The organism is Pseudomonas sp. ML2-2023-6 (assembly GCF_037055265.1).
Classification (GTDB): domain Bacteria; phylum Pseudomonadota; class Gammaproteobacteria; order Pseudomonadales; family Pseudomonadaceae; genus Aquipseudomonas; species Aquipseudomonas kulmbachensis.
In genome coordinates this window covers 48883-65933 of sequence record NZ_CP146347.1, presented here as the reverse complement: position 1 = coordinate 65933, position 17051 = coordinate 48883, and the positions used below count along the sequence as shown (strand labels likewise).

Annotated in this window: 11 protein-coding genes; 8 read left to right on the top strand and 3 right to left on the bottom strand. The window is 58.9% G+C overall.

What is annotated here, in order from left to right:
* Positions 1-29: 29 nt before the first annotated feature.
* Complete coding sequence (locus V6L79_RS00285; protein WP_261739890.1) at positions 30-4919, top strand: alpha-2-macroglobulin; 4890 nt, start codon at positions 30-32, stop codon at positions 4917-4919.
* 180 nt (positions 4920-5099) lie between these two features.
* Here V6L79_RS00285 and V6L79_RS00280 read toward each other — a convergent pair whose 3' ends face one another.
* Positions 5100-5393: a hypothetical protein gene (locus V6L79_RS00280; protein ID WP_261739889.1), complete on the bottom strand. Its 294-nt coding sequence runs from the start codon at positions 5391-5393 to the stop codon at positions 5100-5102.
* A 12-nt stretch (positions 5394-5405) separates the two neighbouring features.
* Between V6L79_RS00280 and pbpC the strand changes: the two genes are divergently transcribed.
* From pbpC to V6L79_RS00265, 3 genes are all read left to right on the top strand, one after another.
* Complete coding sequence (pbpC, locus tag V6L79_RS00275) at positions 5406-7769, top strand: peptidoglycan glycosyltransferase PbpC (RefSeq protein WP_338579656.1); 2364 nt, start codon at positions 5406-5408, stop codon at positions 7767-7769.
* A 319-nt stretch (positions 7770-8088) separates the two neighbouring features.
* The gene (locus V6L79_RS00270; RefSeq protein WP_338579655.1) at positions 8089-9366 is read left to right on the top strand and encodes a collagen-like triple helix repeat-containing protein; all 1278 of its coding nucleotides are present in this window, start codon (positions 8089-8091) and stop codon (positions 9364-9366) included.
* Positions 9367-9557: 191 nt separating this feature from the next.
* Positions 9558-11240, top strand: a complete 1683-nt coding sequence (locus tag V6L79_RS00265; RefSeq protein ID WP_338579654.1) for a POTRA domain-containing protein — start codon at positions 9558-9560, stop codon at positions 11238-11240.
* 133 nt (positions 11241-11373) lie between these two features.
* Here the strand turns inward: V6L79_RS00265 and V6L79_RS00260 are convergent, their stop codons facing one another.
* Positions 11374-11781, bottom strand: coding sequence for a response regulator (locus tag V6L79_RS00260; protein ID WP_261739885.1), 408 nt, complete (start codon positions 11779-11781; stop codon positions 11374-11376).
* A 49-nt stretch (positions 11782-11830) separates the two neighbouring features.
* Positions 11831-12052 carry a Flp family type IVb pilin gene (locus V6L79_RS00255; protein WP_261739884.1) on the bottom strand — a complete coding sequence of 74 codons (222 nt, stop codon included), beginning with the start codon at positions 12050-12052 and terminating at the stop codon, positions 11831-11833.
* Positions 12053-12382: 330 nt separating this feature from the next.
* On the opposite strand from V6L79_RS00255, the gene cpaB reads away from it, so the two are divergent.
* Genes cpaB through V6L79_RS00235 form a run of 4 tightly spaced genes read left to right on the top strand, consistent with a single transcriptional unit; the run spans position 12383 to position 17042 of the window.
* Complete coding sequence (gene cpaB, locus V6L79_RS00250) at positions 12383-13309, top strand: Flp pilus assembly protein CpaB (protein ID WP_338579653.1); 927 nt, start codon at positions 12383-12385, stop codon at positions 13307-13309.
* A 39-nt stretch (positions 13310-13348) separates the two neighbouring features.
* Complete coding sequence (locus V6L79_RS00245) at positions 13349-14575, top strand: type II and III secretion system protein family protein (protein WP_321834731.1); 1227 nt, start codon at positions 13349-13351, stop codon at positions 14573-14575.
* A complete protein-coding gene (locus V6L79_RS00240) occupies positions 14572-15771 on the top strand; it encodes a pilus assembly protein (RefSeq protein ID WP_261739881.1) in 1200 nt (399 codons plus the stop codon). Before V6L79_RS00245 ends, V6L79_RS00240 begins: the two co-directional genes overlap by 4 nt.
* Positions 15768-17042, top strand: coding sequence for a CpaF family protein (locus V6L79_RS00235; protein ID WP_261739880.1), 1275 nt, complete (start codon positions 15768-15770; stop codon positions 17040-17042). The genes V6L79_RS00240 and V6L79_RS00235 overlap by 4 nt, the downstream gene beginning before the upstream one ends.
* Positions 17043-17051: the final 9 nt, after the last annotated feature.

Sequence of the window (17051 nt, the reverse complement as noted above, 5' to 3'; positions counted from 1 at the left end):
CCTTCAATGCCCAGTCAAACGAGTACACCATGCTTAACAAAGGATTGTTCCTGGCCTGCACGCTGGCGCTGTTGAGCGCTTGTGATTCTTCCAGTGTCGACAAACCCGCAGCGCCCAAGGTTGCCGCGAGCCAGTCGGCCAAACCGGTGCAGGACGTCAAGGTCCTGGCCGAACGCTATGCCGGGCGCGAGTTGAGTGTGGTGGATGTGTCCGAAGTGCAACTGGACGGTGCCAGCACCTTGTCCGTCAGCTTTTCGGTACCACTCAATCCAGAGCAGAACTTCGCGGACACGCTGCATCTGGTGGATGCCAAAACCGGCAAGGTCGATGGCGCCTGGGAGCTGTCGGATAACCTCATGGAGCTGCGCCTGCGCCACCTTGAGCCACAGCGCAAACTGATCCTCACCGTTGACCCCGGTCTGCGCGCCGTCAACGACGCCAAACTGGCCGCCGAATACGTCAGCCGCCTTGAAACCCGCGACCTGCAGCCCACGGTCGGTTTCGCCAGTCGTGGCAACTTGCTGCCCACCCGTTTGGCCGAAGGCCTGCCGGTGATCGCGCTGAACGTCGACAAGGTGGATGTCGAGTTCTTCCGGGTTAAACCCGAATCACTGCCGGCATTTCTTAGCCAATGGGGCCGCAACAGCAGCCTGCAAAGCTACGAAGCCAAAGATCTGCTGAACATGGCCGATCTGGTGTACGGCGCTCGCTTTGACTTGAACCCGGCGCGTAATACCCGTGAAACCCTGATCCTGCCGACTTCCGGGATCAAGCCTTTGCAGCAACCGGGGGTGTATCTGGCGGTGATGACTGCGTCGGGCAGTTATAGCTATTCGACCCCGGCGACCTTGTTCACCCTCAGCGACATTGGCCTTTCCGTCCATCGCTACCAGAAGCGCCTGGATGTCTTCACCCAAGCGCTGGAAGGCGGCAGCGCCCTGGCCGGTGTCGAGCTGGAGTTGCTCGACGGCAAAGGCCAGATGCTTGGTCAGGGTAAAACCGCCAAGGACGGTCACGCGCAACTGGCCCTGCCACCCAAGGCCGAAGTGCTGGTGGCGCGTCAAGGTGATCAGACCAGCTTGCTGCGTTTGAATACGGCAGCGCTGGACTTGGCCGAGTTCGATATTGGTGGCCCGCAAGCGCACCCGTTGCAGTTCTTTGTGTTTGGCCCGCGGGATTTGTATCGTCCCGGTGAAACCGTACTGCTCAATGCCTTGCTGCGCGACCGTGACGGCAACCCGGTCAAGCCGCAGCCGGTCAGCGTTGAAGTGCGCCGTCCGGACGAACAGGTCAGCCGCAAGTTTGTCTGGTCGCCGGATGCCTCGGGTCTGTATCAGTACCCACTGCAACTGGCTAGCGAAGCACCGACCGGGCGCTGGCAACTGGTGTTCGATTTCGGCGATGGCAAGCCGCAGCTGTATGAGTTTTTGGTCGAGGATTTTTTGCCCGAGCGCATGGCGCTGGAGCTTAAAGGCAGCGACACGCCGCTGAGCCCTGAGCAAACGGCTGAAATTCAGGTGACGGGCCGTTACCTGTACGGCGCTCCGGCAGCGGGCAATCGCTTGAGCGGTCAGGTCTATGTGCGGCCATTGCGCGAGGCGGTCAGCGCCTTGCCGGGTTATCAGTTTGGTTCGGTAACAGAAACCGAACTGACTCAGGATCTGGAACTGGACGAAAGCGTCCTCAATGCCGAAGGCAAGGAAACCATCAGCCTTGAAAGTCAGTGGAGCGATGCCAAATCGCCGCTTCAATTGATTGTTCAAGCCAGCTTGCAAGAGTCTGGCGGGCGCCCGATTACTCGGCGTCTGGTGCAGCCGGTGTGGCCTGCGGAACGACTACCGGGGATTCGCGGTTTGTTTGAGGGCACTGAAACCGATGGCGATGGTCCGGTTGAATTTGAACTGTTGGTTGCCGACAGCCAGGGCAACAAGCTGGCCGCCGATAACCTCAAAGTGCGACTGGTGCGCGAGCGCCGCGACTACTACTGGAACTACTCGGACAACGATGGCTGGAGCTATCACTACAACGAGAAGTTTTTGAACCTTAACGAAGAAACCCTCAGCCTCAAGGCGGGCGACACCGCCAAGGTCAGTTTCCCGGTGGAGTGGGGCCCTTACCGGGTTGAAGTCGAAGACCCGAAAACCGGCTTGATCAGCAGCCTGCGTTTCTGGGCTGGTTATCGTGCCCAGGACAACGCCGAAGGTGGTGCCGTGCGCCCCGATCAGGTCAAGCTGGCGCTGGACAAGGCCGCCTATGCCGATGGCGACACGGCCAAAGTCACGGTCACACCACCTGCGGCAGGTAAGGGTTACTTGTTGGTTGAAGGCAGTGATGGCCCGCTGTGGTGGGAAGAAATCGAAGTGCCCGCCGAAGGTAAAGCCTTCGACATCAAGCTCGACCCGAGCTGGGCGCGTCACGACTTGTACATCAGCGCACTGGTCATTCGCCCCGGTGAACGCAAGACCAATATCACCCCTAAGCGTGCTGTTGGTGTATTGCACCTGCCGATCGATCGCAGCCAGCGCAAGTTGGCGCTGAGCCTGGACGCGCCGCAAAAAATGCGTCCCAAGCAACCGCTGACGGTAAAAATTCAGGCTAAAAACGCCGATGGCAGCATCCCCAAGCAAGCCCATGTACTGCTGGCCGCAGTGGATGTGGGCGTACTCAATATCACTGAATACCCAACCCCTGACCCATTCGCCAGCCTGTTTGGGCGCAAGGCCTATGGCGCGGACCAACTGGATATCTACGGGCAACTGATCGAAGCCGGGCAGGGCCGTCTGGCCAGTCTGGCGTTCGGTGGTGATGCGGCGCTGGCCAAGGGCGGCAAGCGACCTGCCACCAGCGTGACCATCGTCGCGCTGCAAAGCGCACCGGTGACGTTGAACGAACAGGGCGAAGGCCAAATCAGTGTGGATATCCCCGACTTCAACGGCGAACTGCGGTTGATGGCCCAGGCCTGGACCGATGATCGTTACGGCATGGCCGAAGGTAAAACCGTGGTCGCCGCGCCGCTGGTGGCCGAGCTGGCCGCACCGCGCTTTTTAGCTGGTGGTGACGAGACCCGGCTGGCGTTGGACTTGTCCAACCTCACCGACAAACCGCAAACCCTGCAAGTGAAGCTCAACACTGAGGGCCAACTGAGCCTGCTGGGCGATGCGACGCAAAACGTGACGCTGAGCCCCGGCCAGCGCAGCACCTTGCAGGTGCCGGTCAAGGCCCTTGGTGGTTATGGCACGGGTCAGGTCAAGGTGACGGTCAACGGTCTTGATCTGCCGGGTGAAACCCTGGCACCGTTCACCCGAGAGTGGACCCTGGGTGTACGCCCGGCGTATCCAGCTTTGCTCAAGCATTACCGCGCTGTGCTCAACGATCAACCGTGGAGCCTGCCCGACGTCGAGCTGCAAGCCTTTGAACCGGCCGGGCGCGAAGCCTTGCTCAGCTTGTCGAGCCGTCCGCCGCTGAACCTTGGCGAGCAGATCCGGGCGCTCAAGGCCTACCCGTACGGCTGCTCCGAACAAACCACCAGCGGCCTGTACCCGGCGCTGTATGCCGATGCCGCGTTACTGCAACGGCTGGGCCTTGAAGGCGAGCCGGACGCGGAGCGCAAACGCAAAATCGAATTAGGCATCGAGCGCCTGCTGGGGATGCAGCGTTACAACGGCAGTTTTGGCCTGTGGGGTGCAGACGGTCAGGAAGAATACTGGCTCAGCGCCTATGTCACCGACTTCCTGCTACGCGCCCGCGATCAAGGCTACGCGGTGCCGCCCGAAGCGCTGAAAAAGGCCAGCCAGCGTTTGCTGCGCTATGTGCAGGAACGCAACCTGATCGAAGCCGACTACAGCGAAAACCTCGAACACACCCGCTTTGCGGTGCAGGCGTATGCGGCGATGGTTTTGGCCCGTAGCCAGCAAGCTCCGCTGGGGGCCCTGCGCAGCATCTTTGAACGGCGCAGCGATGCCCGTTCGGGCCTGCCATTGGTGCAGTTGTCGATTGCCCTGCAGAAGATGGGCGATCAGCCGCGAGCCGATCAGGCGCTGGTGGCAGGCCTGGCCGTGACTCGCAAGGCGGATCAATGGCTGGGCGATTACGGCAGCCCGCTGCGCGATCAGGCGTTGATTTTGGCCCTGCTGGAAGAAAACAACCTGATGAGCGGCCAGCGCGAGCAACGTTTATTCGATCTGTCCGATCAACTGGCGGCGAGCCAATGGTTGTCGACCCAGGAGCGCAATTCGTTGTTCCTCGCCGGTCGCGATCTGCTGAGCAAACCTGAAGCCAGCTGGACAGCGCAGCTCACCAGTGGCAGCCAGACCCGCGAGCTGAACAACGCCCAATCGGGCATCAAGCTCGATGGGCCGTTGCTGGCCTCGCCCCTGACCTTGCGCAACCAGGGCAGCACGCCGATTTATCAACAGCTGACGATTTCGGGCTATCCACAGCAAGCCCCGGCGGCGGGTGGCGAGAACATGAGTATTCGCCGTGATTATCTAGGCATGAACGGTGAGCCGCTGGACCTCAAGGCGCTGAAAAGTGGTGATCTGGTACTGGTGCATCTGGCCGTTACGGCCAAGCAGCAGGTGCCGGATGCGCTGGTGGTCGACTTGCTGCCTGCGGGCCTGGAGCTGGAAAACCAGAACCTGGGCCAGAGCGCGGCCAGCCTTGAAAACGCCAGTACCCAGGTCAAGCAATGGCGTGAGTCGATGCAGAACGCCAGCGTAGAGCATCAGGAATATCGCGATGACCGTTACGTGGCGGCACTGAAACTGGATGGCTATGGCACCACGCACCTGCTGTACCTGGCCCGTGCCGTGACCCCAGGGACATACCGCGTACCGCCACCACAAGTGGAATCGATGTACCGTCCCAACTGGCAGGCCGTGGGCGAAACACCAGGGGATATGGTGATCAAGGGCCGGTAATCATGTTTGTGTAGCCGCTGCCGCAGGCTGCGATGGGTTGCGAAGCAACCCCAAACAAAGTCCTGTGGCCCTTGGCGCAGCCTTCGGCAGCGGCTACAGAGATACTTCAAGCGTGGGAGCGAGCCTGCTCGCTCCCACTGGGGCTTGACCTGGAACAGAGTATCTACGGGGTTTGGGTGTTTAGCTGATGATCCAGCTAAGTACCCACAACCCCAGTAGTAACCAAATCACCCCGCCGATGATCGAGGCGCGCATAAAGGCGCGTACGGCGTTGTATAAAAACAGTAGGCCGATCACCAAAATGGCAATGCTGATAATCGAGGTTTCCATGCCCAGCGCACGGCCAAGACCGTCGACAAAGTTACTGCCGGCGTGGCTCAGGCCACTGAAAATGCCACCCAATCCTTCAACGATAAAGCGAATGATGGCCCCGAACATTTGCCCCAGGCTTTCGAAAAACCCTTCAACTTGCATGTGTGTATCCCGATGAGTAAGGCGGCCACTTTGCCAGATATCGACCGTGGGCGGCTACGCATCGTGAGCTGGATAGTCGCTAGCCTGTTGCTGGTGTGCACATTGCTGTGGCTGGCTGACCGAATTTGGCCGCTGCCCTTGCCCCAGGATGATCAGGCCCGCGTGGTGTTGGCCGAAGACGGTACGCCGTTATGGCGCTTTGCCGATGCCAACGGCGTGTGGCGCTACCCGGTGCAACCCAGTGAAGTATCGCCGCTGTACCTGGATGCCTTGCTGACTTACGAAGATCGCTGGTTTTATCAGCACCCAGGGGTCAACCCTTTGGCGCTGGGGCGCGCGGCCTGGCAAAACCTTACCGGCGGGCGGGTGTTGTCGGGCGGCAGCACTCTGTCGATGCAGGTTGCGCGTTTGCTTGATCCCCACGAGCGCACGCTGCCCGGCAAACTGCGTCAGCTGTGGCGCACCGCGCAGCTGGAATGGCACCTGTCCAAGGATCAAATTCTCACCCTGTACCTCAATCGCGCACCGTTTGGCGGCACTCTGCAGGGCGTTGCGGCGGCCAGTTGGGCGTATCTGGGCAAGTCCCCGCTGCAGCTCACCCATTCTGAGGCCGCGTTGCTCGCTGTGTTGCCGCAAGCGCCGAGCCGTCTGCGCCCCGACCGTCACCCGGGGCGGGCGCAAGTGGCGCGGGACAAAGTGTTGCGCCGCCTGGCCGAGTACCGGGTATGGCCGCAGTCGGCCGTGAACGAGGCGCTGGAAGAACCGCTGCTGCTGGCGCCGCGTCTGGAACCGAGCCTGGCGCCGCTGCTGGCGCGGCGGCTTAATCGGCCCAACAGTCCAGCGTTGATTCGCACCACGATTGACGCCAACTTGCAGCGCCGACTCGAAGACCTGTTGTTGGGCTGGCGCGCCCGTTTACCCGAGCACACTTCGGCGGCCATCGTAGTGGTCGAAACCGAGAGCATGGCGGTCCGCGCCTATCTGGGCTCGGTGGATATCAACGATACGCGCCGCTTTGGCCACGTCGACATGATCACAGCCATGCGCTCGCCGGGCTCTACGCTCAAGCCGTTCTTGTATGGGATGGCTATGGATGCCGGGCTGATCCACTCCGAATCGCTGCTGCAGGATGTACCCCGACGCTATGGCGACTACCGTCCGGGCAATTTCTCCATGGGCTTTAGCGGGCCGGTCTCGGCCAGTGCGGCGCTGGTCACTTCGTTGAATCTGCCCGCCGTGCAGTTGCTGGAAGCGTATGGCCCCAAGCGCTTTGCCGCCGATATGCGCAATGGAGGTGTGCCATTGAGTTTGCCGGCATTGGCCGAGCCCAATCTGGCGTTGATCCTCGGCGGTGCCGGCAGTCGTCTGGAGGATCTGGTCAGCGGCTACAGCGCCCTGGCGCGAGAAGGACGCAGCGCCAATTTGCGTCTGCAACCGAGTGACCCGTTACACGAGCGACGCATGCTCTCGCCCGGTGCAGCGTGGATTATCCGGCGCATCCTCAGTGGTCAGGCGCGCCCCGATCGCGACCCGCACGCCGAATTGGTGCAGCGCCCCCTGCTGGCGTGGAAGACCGGAACCAGCTACGGCTTTCGCGATGCCCTCGCGATAGGGGTAGCGCCGCGCTACTTGATCGGCGTGTGGATCGGCCGCCCGGATGGCACGCCCGTGCCGGGGCAGTTTGGTCTGGCGTCGGCGGCGCCCTTGATGTTGCAAGTACACGATGTGCTGAGTAACCGCGACAGCCAGCGCGGTATTGTCGCGCCAGTGCAGGCCGTGCCGGCCAGCGTCGCAGTGGCTGCGATTTGCTGGCCGCTGGGTCAGCCCATGAACAAGGGCAATCCCGATTGCCGTCGCCAGCGTTTTGCCTGGACGCTGGATCACACCACGCCCCCGACCTTGCTTGCAGCGGATCAACCACTGGGTGTGGGCCTGCGTGAAACCATTTGGGTCAACCCGCAGGGCTTGCGCGTGGCAGCGCAATGCGCCGGTGCGCAGCTGCGTGAAGTGGTGTTATGGCCTGCACCGCTGGAACCCTGGCTACCCCGTGTCGAACGGCGTGAGGCGCGGTTGCCGCAGGCCTCCAGGCAATGCCCGCCCCCGGCCTTGAATGCGGCTGCGCCGCTGTCGATTGTTGGCGTACGCGACGGTGACCGCCTGCGTCGTCCGGCAGCCAGTCAGGAAGTGTTGCGCCTGGCGTTATCGGCCTTGGGCGGAGACGGTCGGCGCTGGTGGTTTATGAACGGTGCCCCGTTGGGTGTCAGCACTCGGCAAGAGGTGCTCAACACCACGCTGCAACAGACGGGCCGTTATGAACTCAGTGTGCTCGATGAAACCGGGCAGACGGCGCGTGTTGAATTCAGCCTGGTGGAATAAGTGGCAGTTTCCGGTTTTTTGCACCCTACGCGTCAGCGGGCAGGCCATTAATTATGCCTATATCTAAAGTGGGCTTGTCGCGCTCGGTTACTTGTTGGGTGAGCAATAACATTGATAAATAAAGTTGTTTTGTCGTCGAGTAGATCCAAAGTATTAGTCCATAAGGTGGATGCGCTCGTCTGTATATAAGGGGTTAATACCAAGTTGTGAATTGTTTGATTTTGCTCGTGGCGTTGTCATGTCTGTAACCGATGAAATTATCCCTGACGCAGAACAGGGAAGTTTCGAACTCAGGCATAACAGGTGCAGGGCATTGATCATGAACACTCAACTTTGGTTGAAAACCAGTACGGCTTTGCTGTTGGTAATGACCGTCAGCCTGTCAGGTTGCAGCAGCGGCGGTGGCGGTTCCAAGAGCTATGTGGCTAGCAATAGCGGCTCTGGCGGTGGTGGCACCGGTGGTGGCGGAACTGGCGGTGGTGGCACTGGTGGTGGCGGAACGGGTGGCGGCGGTACAGGCGGTGGAGGTACTGGTGGTGGAGGTACTGGTGGTGGCGGCACGGGCGGTGGCGGAACCGGTGGTGGTACAGGCGCCACGCCTCTGGTGACAGGTCAGGTCGTAGGGCAAGTCGGTACAGCCGTAGGTGGCGTGGGCAGTACGGTCAGCGGTCTGGGTAGCACGTTGAACGGCGTCCCGGTCGTCGGCACCCTGGGTGGCGGTCTGGTGGTGAACACTGGCAATGCGGTGACCTCCGTGACGGATGGTCTTACCCACGGTCTGGGCACACTGGGCACCGACAAGGACTCGCTTGGCCTTACCGTGGCGGGTGCCACCCATGCGGTCAGTGATGTAGGCAAAGGTGTCTCGTCAGTCGGTACTGGCTTGAGCACTGTGCTCGATAACACCCCGATCAGTCAGATCCCGCTGGTGGGCGGCGTCGTCGGTAAGGTGACCGACACCACAGGCGGACTGGTAAATAAAGTGGGCACTACCGTGACCATGCTCGGCAATACACTGACCACCAACGTGACCAGTGGCCAATTGGGGCAGGTCACCGGTGGTGTGAATGACAAAGTCCTGGTGCCGGTCATTTCACTGGTGGAAAACGTCACGGGCAAAGTGGGCACGACCACAGGTCTCGGGGCTCCCGTGGACGGTTTGTTGAACAAGGTCGGCGGCGTTGTCGGTGGGCTCGGCACCAAAGTGGCAACAACCGGCGACAACAACCCGGTGACCTCCCTGGTTGGCGGCGTGCTGATCGGTGTGGGCGGTGTGGCTGACAAGGCGGGTGGTTACGTGAACCCGGCGTCCGGCAATGGCACAGGTACGGCTACTGGTCTGGGTGGTCTTGGCGGATTGTTGGGTCTTGGAGCAGTCGCCGGTACAGGTTCAGGTAGTGGTACTGGTGCTGGCCAAGGCGGCTTGCTAGGTCTGGGCGGTGGTGGCTTGCTGGGTATCAAACTGGATTCAAGCAACAACAACTCAGTGGGTGCGACGGTAGGTGCGGGTGGTGGTGCAACAGGTGGTTTAGGTGGTCTGGGTGGTGCTCTTGGGGGAGTGCTTGGCGGGTTGGGCAACTTGGGCAAGAAAAACTGACGCTATTGCACCTGGCCGGTTCGACGGCCGTATCTACAGCGCCTACGCTTGGTTGGGACGGGAGATTCGGATGAGTCTCTCGTCTTTTTTCATGTACAGGTTGTAGGACTGATGCTGGGGCAACTTCACGAAACACTCAAAAAAGATGAAGTCCCTTCGTCATGCCGCTGTAGTTGAACATGGAGAGTCTTATGCGTAATTGCATTCCTTTTTTATTCTTGGCACTGGCCCCGCATGCCGGTGCCGACATCCTTCCGCGTTTCCTCAACAGCAACGACAGTATGCAAAGCTTGCCCACGCCCAACTTGCCGGTAGACGCTTATCGCCCGTCAGCGCCTGCGCTGGAGTTGCCCAAGGCGGGTGCCGCCGAGGCTCAGCCATTGTTGATGGGTACCCGGCTGACCATCCGCAAGTTGCAGATTGAAGGCGGTACGGTCTACCCACTGCCGGAATTGGCCGCGGTGTTCAAGCCGTTGTTGGGCCATGAAATCACCTTGGCGCAATTGATTGAGGTGACGCGCGGCATTACCCAGCGCTACCAGACTGACGGCTATTTGCTCTCGTATGCGTTTTTGCCACAGCAGGATTTCGATCAGGGGCTGGTACGTGTGGTACTGGTAGAAGGCTATATCCGTGATTACCAGGTTGACGGTGATGTTGGACGGGTCAAAGGCTTTATTGATGAGCTGGTAGACAAGCTCAAGGGCGAGCGCCCGCTGACCCGTAAAACCTTTGATCGCTATAGCACGCTGATGAGCCGGATTCCCGGCGTGACCTTGCAGGCGCAAGTACCTCCGCCTGGCACCACCGACGGTGCATCGACATTGCATATTGGTGCCAGCCGTAAACCGTTCACTACCAGCATGAGCTTTGTCGAAGGCAGTCGCGATAGTACTCAGGCACTGTTCGGGGCCAGCAGCAACTCGCAAACGGCCATGGCTGAACAGCTGACCCTGAGCGGTTTGTTTCCCCCGGGCAAAGACAAGGAGCACTACTACCGCCTCGATTACAGCCAGTACTTGAACGCCGAAGGCACACAGCTAAGCGTGTATGGCGCCAGTTATCGCAGTGATCCGAGCACCAGTATCGCTACCAGCGATGGTTTTGAGCTCAAGCCCCATCGTGAGAATGACCGTTTCTCGATAGGCGTCAGCCATCCGCTGATAGCCGCGCCTGATCAATGGCTGAGCGTCGCCGCCCGGTTGTATGGGGTGAACGACACTACTGACTACAACGTGGTCGGTTATGGGCAGACCATCAGCGAAAAAACCAACGTACGCGCACTGGCGTATGAAGGCGATTGGCGCAAGTCCGATGCCAGGCAGTTACGCATCTTGAGTGCCGGTGTGTACCAAGGGATCGATGGTTTGGGGGCCAAAAGCGAGAGTAATCTGACCGGCAGCCACTACGATCTGGACTTCTTCCGGTTGCGTTTGTCGGGGGTGCAAAGTGACGGCTTTCTGGATAACTGGCAGGGCGTAATGTCAGGTGCCTTGTACTGGACCGGCGACAGTTTGCCTGACAGCGAGCGCGCGGTATTTGGCGGGCAGAACTTCGGCCGTGGCTATCCGGACGATCAGGCTTCGGGGGACAAGGGTTGGGGGGTGGCCTATGAACTGAACTACAGCTTTAACCGTGACGGGGAATGGGTGAAGTTGCTGCAACCTTATGCGGTACTGGACAGGGCCAAGACCTGGTGCAACGAACTGCCATTAAAAGGTTCAGACATGTCTTCGGCGTCCGTGGGGATGCGTTTTGGTGACAGGCGTTATTACAACATTGCTCTGGAAGTTGCCAAGCCGATGTCTGATATTGCGCTGGACAGCTTTAACCGTAGCCCGCGTTACACGTTGAGCTTTAGTTACCAGTTGTAGGGGCATATATGTAGCTTGGCGGAACCGTTTAACCCCACGGAAGTTGTTGGTAATTGTGGTCTTTCAAGAGTTGGAGGATTACGGTTTTCGGCAACTTTTGTGGGGTTTTTGTACGGCGAAAATATAATTAAGATCAGGGTTGGTGCAACGGGGGAGGCGAGGGGAAGAGGGTGTTTAGAGTATCTAGCAGACGCACGTGGTAGATGGGTTTGCGGAACAGATCCAGTACGTGCAGGCGCAACAGATCGCTGACATCGCCCATGTCGGCGTGCCCGGAAATAACGATGACCGGTAAATGCTGGCGCGATGCATGTTCCTGCAGGCGCTTGATCAGCGCTATGCCGCTTTCTTCCGGCATGCGCAGGTCAGTGATGACCAGTGCAATATCCGAATGCCGGGCCAACTGCTGAAGGGCGAGTCTGACTGACGTTGCCGTAAAGCAACCAAAGCCCTCGCCCTCCAACAGCTCAGCCAACTCCAGCAGTGCGTCCTCTTCGTCATCCACCAGAAGGAGCTGTTGGCGCGGCGAAGAGGTGCTCATAGTAATGACTCATAGTGAGTTATAAAGTTGGCGGCCCCACTAAACGTTATCAGGCCGGAGGTGTGAGTCCGGTTTTAATAGTGGTGAATACGTTTTTTACAGCAGTTTGTATGTCGGGTGAGAAACCGGCAATAACGACGGCTACCATCGCAGCAATAACAGCGTACTCAATACCCGAAGCACCGTCAGTACGTTGGACGAACTGTTTGACTTGGCGCGACAAGAATACCTGAGTAGGTACGTACACTCTCAGAACAGTATTTAACATCATCTGACTTCTCCTTAGTGCGCCGAGGTGGGCACTGCAATGGTGCGGCTTGATTGCGATCTGCCATCACAGCATTGGCAATAAAGTATTTTAAAGCAACTGTAACAATGGACTAATCATAAAGTATTAATTCTAATTAGCCGTCGAAAAGTGTGTGTTAAATCAAATTATTAAAAATTAAGTAAAGATTTTTAGTTCCAATAATGGCATTTTGATTTCTCTGCGCTATTTTCAAGTAACGAAGTGGGTTGCATCGGCGTTATTTGTTCATAGCTGCCTGATTGCGAATTGGTTTTTTAGTCTGCAGTACGCCGTAAGAAAGGGAGTTTGTGCATGAACAATCGACGCAGTTTAATACTCGCCGCGATTTTGTTTGTTGGGGCTATTGCTGCCGGTTATTGGGGCCTGGTATTGAGTCGGCAACAGCCGATAGCTGCACTTCCGGTCACTCAGGTAATCGAGCAGGGAGTGGTGGCGGCTGAAGACACGACCCGCAAGCCAGTGGTGGTTTTAGCCCATGACGTGCCTCCGCATGTGGCCTTGACGGCCGCCGATGTGACCCTGGAGAAATTGACCACTGTGCCTGCCGGCAGCCTCACCGCGATTGATCAGGCGGTGGGCCGTACCCCTTGGCGTAGCCTGAGTGCAGGTACTTGGCTCAATGAGCAGAGCTTTGATATGGGCGGCCCGTTGGCGCGGATGATTCGCCCCAATGAACGCGCACTGGCGGTAGCGATTGACGAAGTGACCGGCGCGGGCGGGCAGCTAACGCCGGGTGACTACGTCGATATCCTGCTGTTTCTGCGGCAGGACACCGCCAACCCGCAGCAATCGGCTCAGGTGGTATTGCCTGCGGTTCGTGTGCTGAGTGTGGGGGATGATTTGGGTCTGACCAACGATGGTCAACTGGCCTCCCAACCGAAGAGTGCCGAGGAAGCGCTCAAGCAGGAACAGCGTCGTGCCAGCGCGCGCACCGCAGTACTGGCGGTTCCGGAGCCACTGCTCAATCAACTGATGCTTGCCACACAGGCCGGCACTCTGCGTCTGGCGGTGCGCAGCGCTCAGGAGCAGCGTTTGAGCAAGTATTGGGCGGGCGAACAGGAGGTTTCCAATAACCTCGATAACGCCAAGCGCAGCCTTTATCAGTTCAATCAGTTAGCCATGTCCGGCCCGGTAAAAGGCCCTGTCACTGGCAACCCCGGCGGCGCCCCTCGTGTGCGCGGTATCGAAATTATTCGCGGCAACCAAACGGCTAAGTAGCCTGCCCGATAAAAATCCTGATCTTCAAGGAAGCCCAGCATGAGCCATCGTTGCGTTCCGTTGTACAAGCGTGCTGTCTGGACTCTGATCTTGAGCAGCCTGCCTTTCGAAATGGCCTTGGCCGTTCCAAATAATTGCGCGGCACTCAGCCAGTTTCCAGCGGTACTGGAAGTGGCCCAGGGTGGCCAGCAGGCACTGGATTCGCCAGTCAGCATTTCCCGTATTGCGGTGGGTGACCCGACCATCGCCGATGTTCACGCCAATGGCAGTAATGCCTTTTTGCTCACCGGCATGGCGCCAGGTACTACCAGCCTGATGGTTTGGACCGCCTGCTCGAAAACCCCTCGCCAGAGCATGATATTCGTCAAGGGCAAGGCCACCGGGGGCTTTACCAGTGCCTCACTGTCACCGTCAGAAGACTCCACGCTGCCGGTACAGGTACAAACCGATATTCGCTTTGTCGAAGTCAGCCGCACCAAGTTGCAGGAAGCCAGTACCTCGATCTTTGGTATGGGCAGCAACTTTTTGTTCGGCTCTCCGGGTTCATTCCTCAGTACGGCTGAGGGGGTGATCACGGGCGGTCCTGTTGCCAACAGCAAGTATTTCAACATCGGTTTTGGCGGTGGCAAGGTCAAGGCCATGATCAACGCTCTGGAAGGCAGCGGTTTTGCCTACACCCTGGCGCGACCAAGCCTGGTGGCAATGAGCGGGCAGAGTGCGACCTTTCTCGCTGGTGGTGAAGTGCCGATTCCTGTGCCCAGCAGCGGCAGCGATAACGTCTCGATCGAGTACAAGGAGTTTGGTATCCGTCTGACGCTGACCCCAACCGTGGTCGGGCGTGATCGCGTCATGCTTAAAGTGGCGCCAGAGGTTAGTGAACTGGACTACACAAATGCGGTGAATATCGCCGGGACGCTAGTACCGGGCCTTACGGTTCGTCGTACGGACACCAGCATCTCCCTGGCCGACGGCGAGAGCTTTGTGATCAGTGGTTTGATCAGTTCGCGCAATACCTCACAGGTGAATAAATTCCCGGGGCTGGGAGATATCCCGATTCTTGGCGCGTTTTTCCGCGACTCCAACATCAGTCGCGAAGAGAAAGAGCTGCTGATGATCGTGACGCCGCACCTGGTTCAACCGTTGGCGGCCAATGCGCAGCTGCCGTCCTTGCCCGGTGAAAATCTACGCAATTACGACCCTAACTGGTATCGCTTGTATTTCCTCGACAACGGCAATGCCAATCGCCGTAGTGGGTTATCACAATGAGCCAAAACCTGAGCCAGACGTTTCTCGCGCTAACGCGCAACAACACCGATCTTGAATGGTTGCAAGGTGCGCTGGCGCCGCTGGGGCAAGTGGTAGGTGCAGGCAGCAGTAGCCTGGACGAACTGCTGGCATTGGTGGATGTGACCTTTGCCGGGTTGATTTTTGTCGGCCTGGACCGCGACAAGGTGGTGGCCCAGTGCGCGCTGATTGAAGGCGCACTGGAAGCCAAACCGATGCTGGCCATAGTTGCCCTGGGCGACGGCATGGACAACCAGTTGGTGCTGAACGCCATGCGTGCGGGCGCCAGGGATTTTGTGGCCTACGGTTCGCGTTCCAGTGAGGTGGCGGGGCTGGTTCGGCGCTTGAGCAAGCGCTTGCCTGCAGTCGCGCCGAATGCTGAGCTGGGTGGCCTGAGTGTGCTGTTCAGTGCGCAATGCAATGCCGACGGCGCGTTGCTCGCCAGCCACTTGGGGCTGGTGGTGCAAAAGCATGATCAAAAAACCCTGTTCCTGGACCTGGGTGTGCCCCGTGGTGATGGCCTGGCATTGATGGGGCTTGAGAGTTCGTTCTTTTTTGGCGATGCCTTGCGCCATCTGCGACGCCTGGACAGCACCTTGATTGACAGCGCCTTTACCAAGGCCGCGGGCGGTCTGCGGATTTTGGCCCACAGTGACAACGACGAGCCTCTGGAACTTACCAGCGCTGCCGAGTTGTATATGTTGCTTAGCGCCTTGCGTCAGCACTTTCAGCACATTGTGGTGAACCTCACGGGGCAGCCCGACAGTGAGGCATTACGCACGTTCGTCAGTCATTGCGACACCCTGCTCTGGTACACCGACCAAAGTGTGCTCGACTGCCGTCGTAACCTGGACGTGCTCAGCCTTTGGCGCGCCAAGGGCATGAAGCTGGAGCACGCGGGGTTGTTGGTCGATCGTTATCTGCGCGGTGTGGCACCTGATGCCAACGCGCTGGCCAAGAGTTTTGGCTTCCCGGTTCTGGCAACGCTGCCGTTGAGCCCGGAACTGCGGATCAATGCCAAAAATCAGGCCGCCACCTTGTTTGATCTGGGCCCGCGAGAAGCCCTGAGTCTGGGCCTGAAAAAACTCGGTGAGCGGCTATCCAGGCGTTCGCAGTTGCCCGGGCAGGTATCGTCCGGGCCTGCTATGTGGTTGAACCGCCTGTGGGGCTCAAAATGACCAATGAACAGTTGTTCGGCTCTGGCCTGTACAAAGACGGTCATGCGGATCACGACGGGCTGAAACTGGTACTGCATCGCTACATCATTGATGCCATTGAGGAGACCGGGAAAAACCTGCTGGAGGATTCGCGTCTGGTTCTGGCGCAGTTTGTCACCGAGCGGGTTGCGGAGTATGTGTCGCGCCTGCACCTGGCTATTTCCCGTTATGAGATGGAGCGGCTGGCCGAAGAAATCGTCGATGAATTGACCGGTTTCGGCCCGCTTGAAGTACTGCTGCGAGACCCTGCCGTTACCGAAATTCTGGTCAACGGCCCGTATCGGGTGTTCGTTGAGCGCGAGGGTTTGCTGAGTCAAAGCGACCTGCGTTTTATCGACGATCATCACGTCGAACGGGTCATGCAGCGCATCCTGGCACCGCTGGGTCGGCGCCTGGACGAATCCTCGCCGATGGTCGATGCGCGCATGCCCGATGGCAGCCGGGTGAACGCGATCATTCCGCCGATTGCGCTGGATGGTCCTTGCCTGTCGATTCGAAAGTTTCGCAAGGACATGCTTAAAAGCAGCGACCTGGTGGCGATGCAAACCATCGACCAGTCGATCTTCGAGTTTTTCCAGGAGTCGGTGGGCAAGCGCTGCAATATCTTGATCAGCGGCGGTACTGGCACCGGTAAAACCACACTGCTGAATATTTTGAGCCAGCTGATCAACCCTCACGAACGGCTGGTCACCATCGAAGACGTGGCTGAATTGCAGCTGGGTCACCCTCACGTAGTACGCCTTGAAACGCGTCCGCCAAATGCCGAAGGGCATGGCGAAGTCAAAGCCAGCGACTTGATTCGCAACGCCCTGCGGATGCGTCCGGACCGCATCATCCTCGGCGAGATCCGGGGTGTGGAAGTGCTTGATGTGTTGACGGCGATGAACACCGGTCACGATGGTTCGATGAGCACCGTGCACGCCAACACCGCGCAGGATGCGTTGTTGCGTCTGGAAACTCTGGTCGGCCTGACGGGCCGCACAGTGGCGGAAAAAACCTTGCGCCAGATGATCTGCGCCGCACTCGACGTGATCATCCAGCTCACGCGTATGCCGGATGGCCGGCGTTGTGTCAGTGAGGTGCTGGAGGTGGTGGGGGTGCGTGACGATGTGTATGTGACCAACACCCTGTTCCGGCTGGATAAGCGCACTGGTTTTGGCTTTATGCGTGAAGCCGTGAACCCGGCAGGCGACAAGTTGCGTCGTGATCCCATTTTGAATGCTCACGGCTGAGGTGCACCC

Excerpts from the sequence above, each read along its gene's own strand:
- V6L79_RS00245 (WP_321834731.1), top strand. The coding sequence starts at position 13,349 with ATGAGCCATCGTTGCGTTCCGTTGTACAAGCGTGCTGTCTGGACTCTG.
- V6L79_RS00285 (WP_261739890.1), top strand. The coding sequence starts at position 30 with ATGCTTAACAAAGGATTGTTCCTGGCCTGCACGCTGGCGCTGTTGAGC.
- V6L79_RS00255 (WP_261739884.1), bottom strand. The coding sequence starts at position 12,052 with ATGATGTTAAATACTGTTCTGAGAGTGTACGTACCTACTCAGGTATTC.
- V6L79_RS00260 (WP_261739885.1), bottom strand. The coding sequence starts at position 11,781 with ATGAGCACCTCTTCGCCGCGCCAACAGCTCCTTCTGGTGGATGACGAA.
- V6L79_RS00235 (WP_261739880.1), top strand. The coding sequence starts at position 15,768 with ATGACCAATGAACAGTTGTTCGGCTCTGGCCTGTACAAAGACGGTCAT.
- V6L79_RS00280 (WP_261739889.1), bottom strand. The coding sequence starts at position 5,393 with ATGCAAGTTGAAGGGTTTTTCGAAAGCCTGGGGCAAATGTTCGGGGCC.
- V6L79_RS00265 (WP_338579654.1), top strand. The coding sequence starts at position 9,558 with ATGCGTAATTGCATTCCTTTTTTATTCTTGGCACTGGCCCCGCATGCC.
- cpaB (WP_338579653.1), top strand. The coding sequence starts at position 12,383 with ATGAACAATCGACGCAGTTTAATACTCGCCGCGATTTTGTTTGTTGGG.
- V6L79_RS00240 (WP_261739881.1), top strand. The coding sequence starts at position 14,572 with ATGAGCCAAAACCTGAGCCAGACGTTTCTCGCGCTAACGCGCAACAAC.
- V6L79_RS00270 (WP_338579655.1), top strand. The coding sequence starts at position 8,089 with ATGAACACTCAACTTTGGTTGAAAACCAGTACGGCTTTGCTGTTGGTA.
- pbpC (WP_338579656.1), top strand. The coding sequence starts at position 5,406 with ATGAGTAAGGCGGCCACTTTGCCAGATATCGACCGTGGGCGGCTACGC.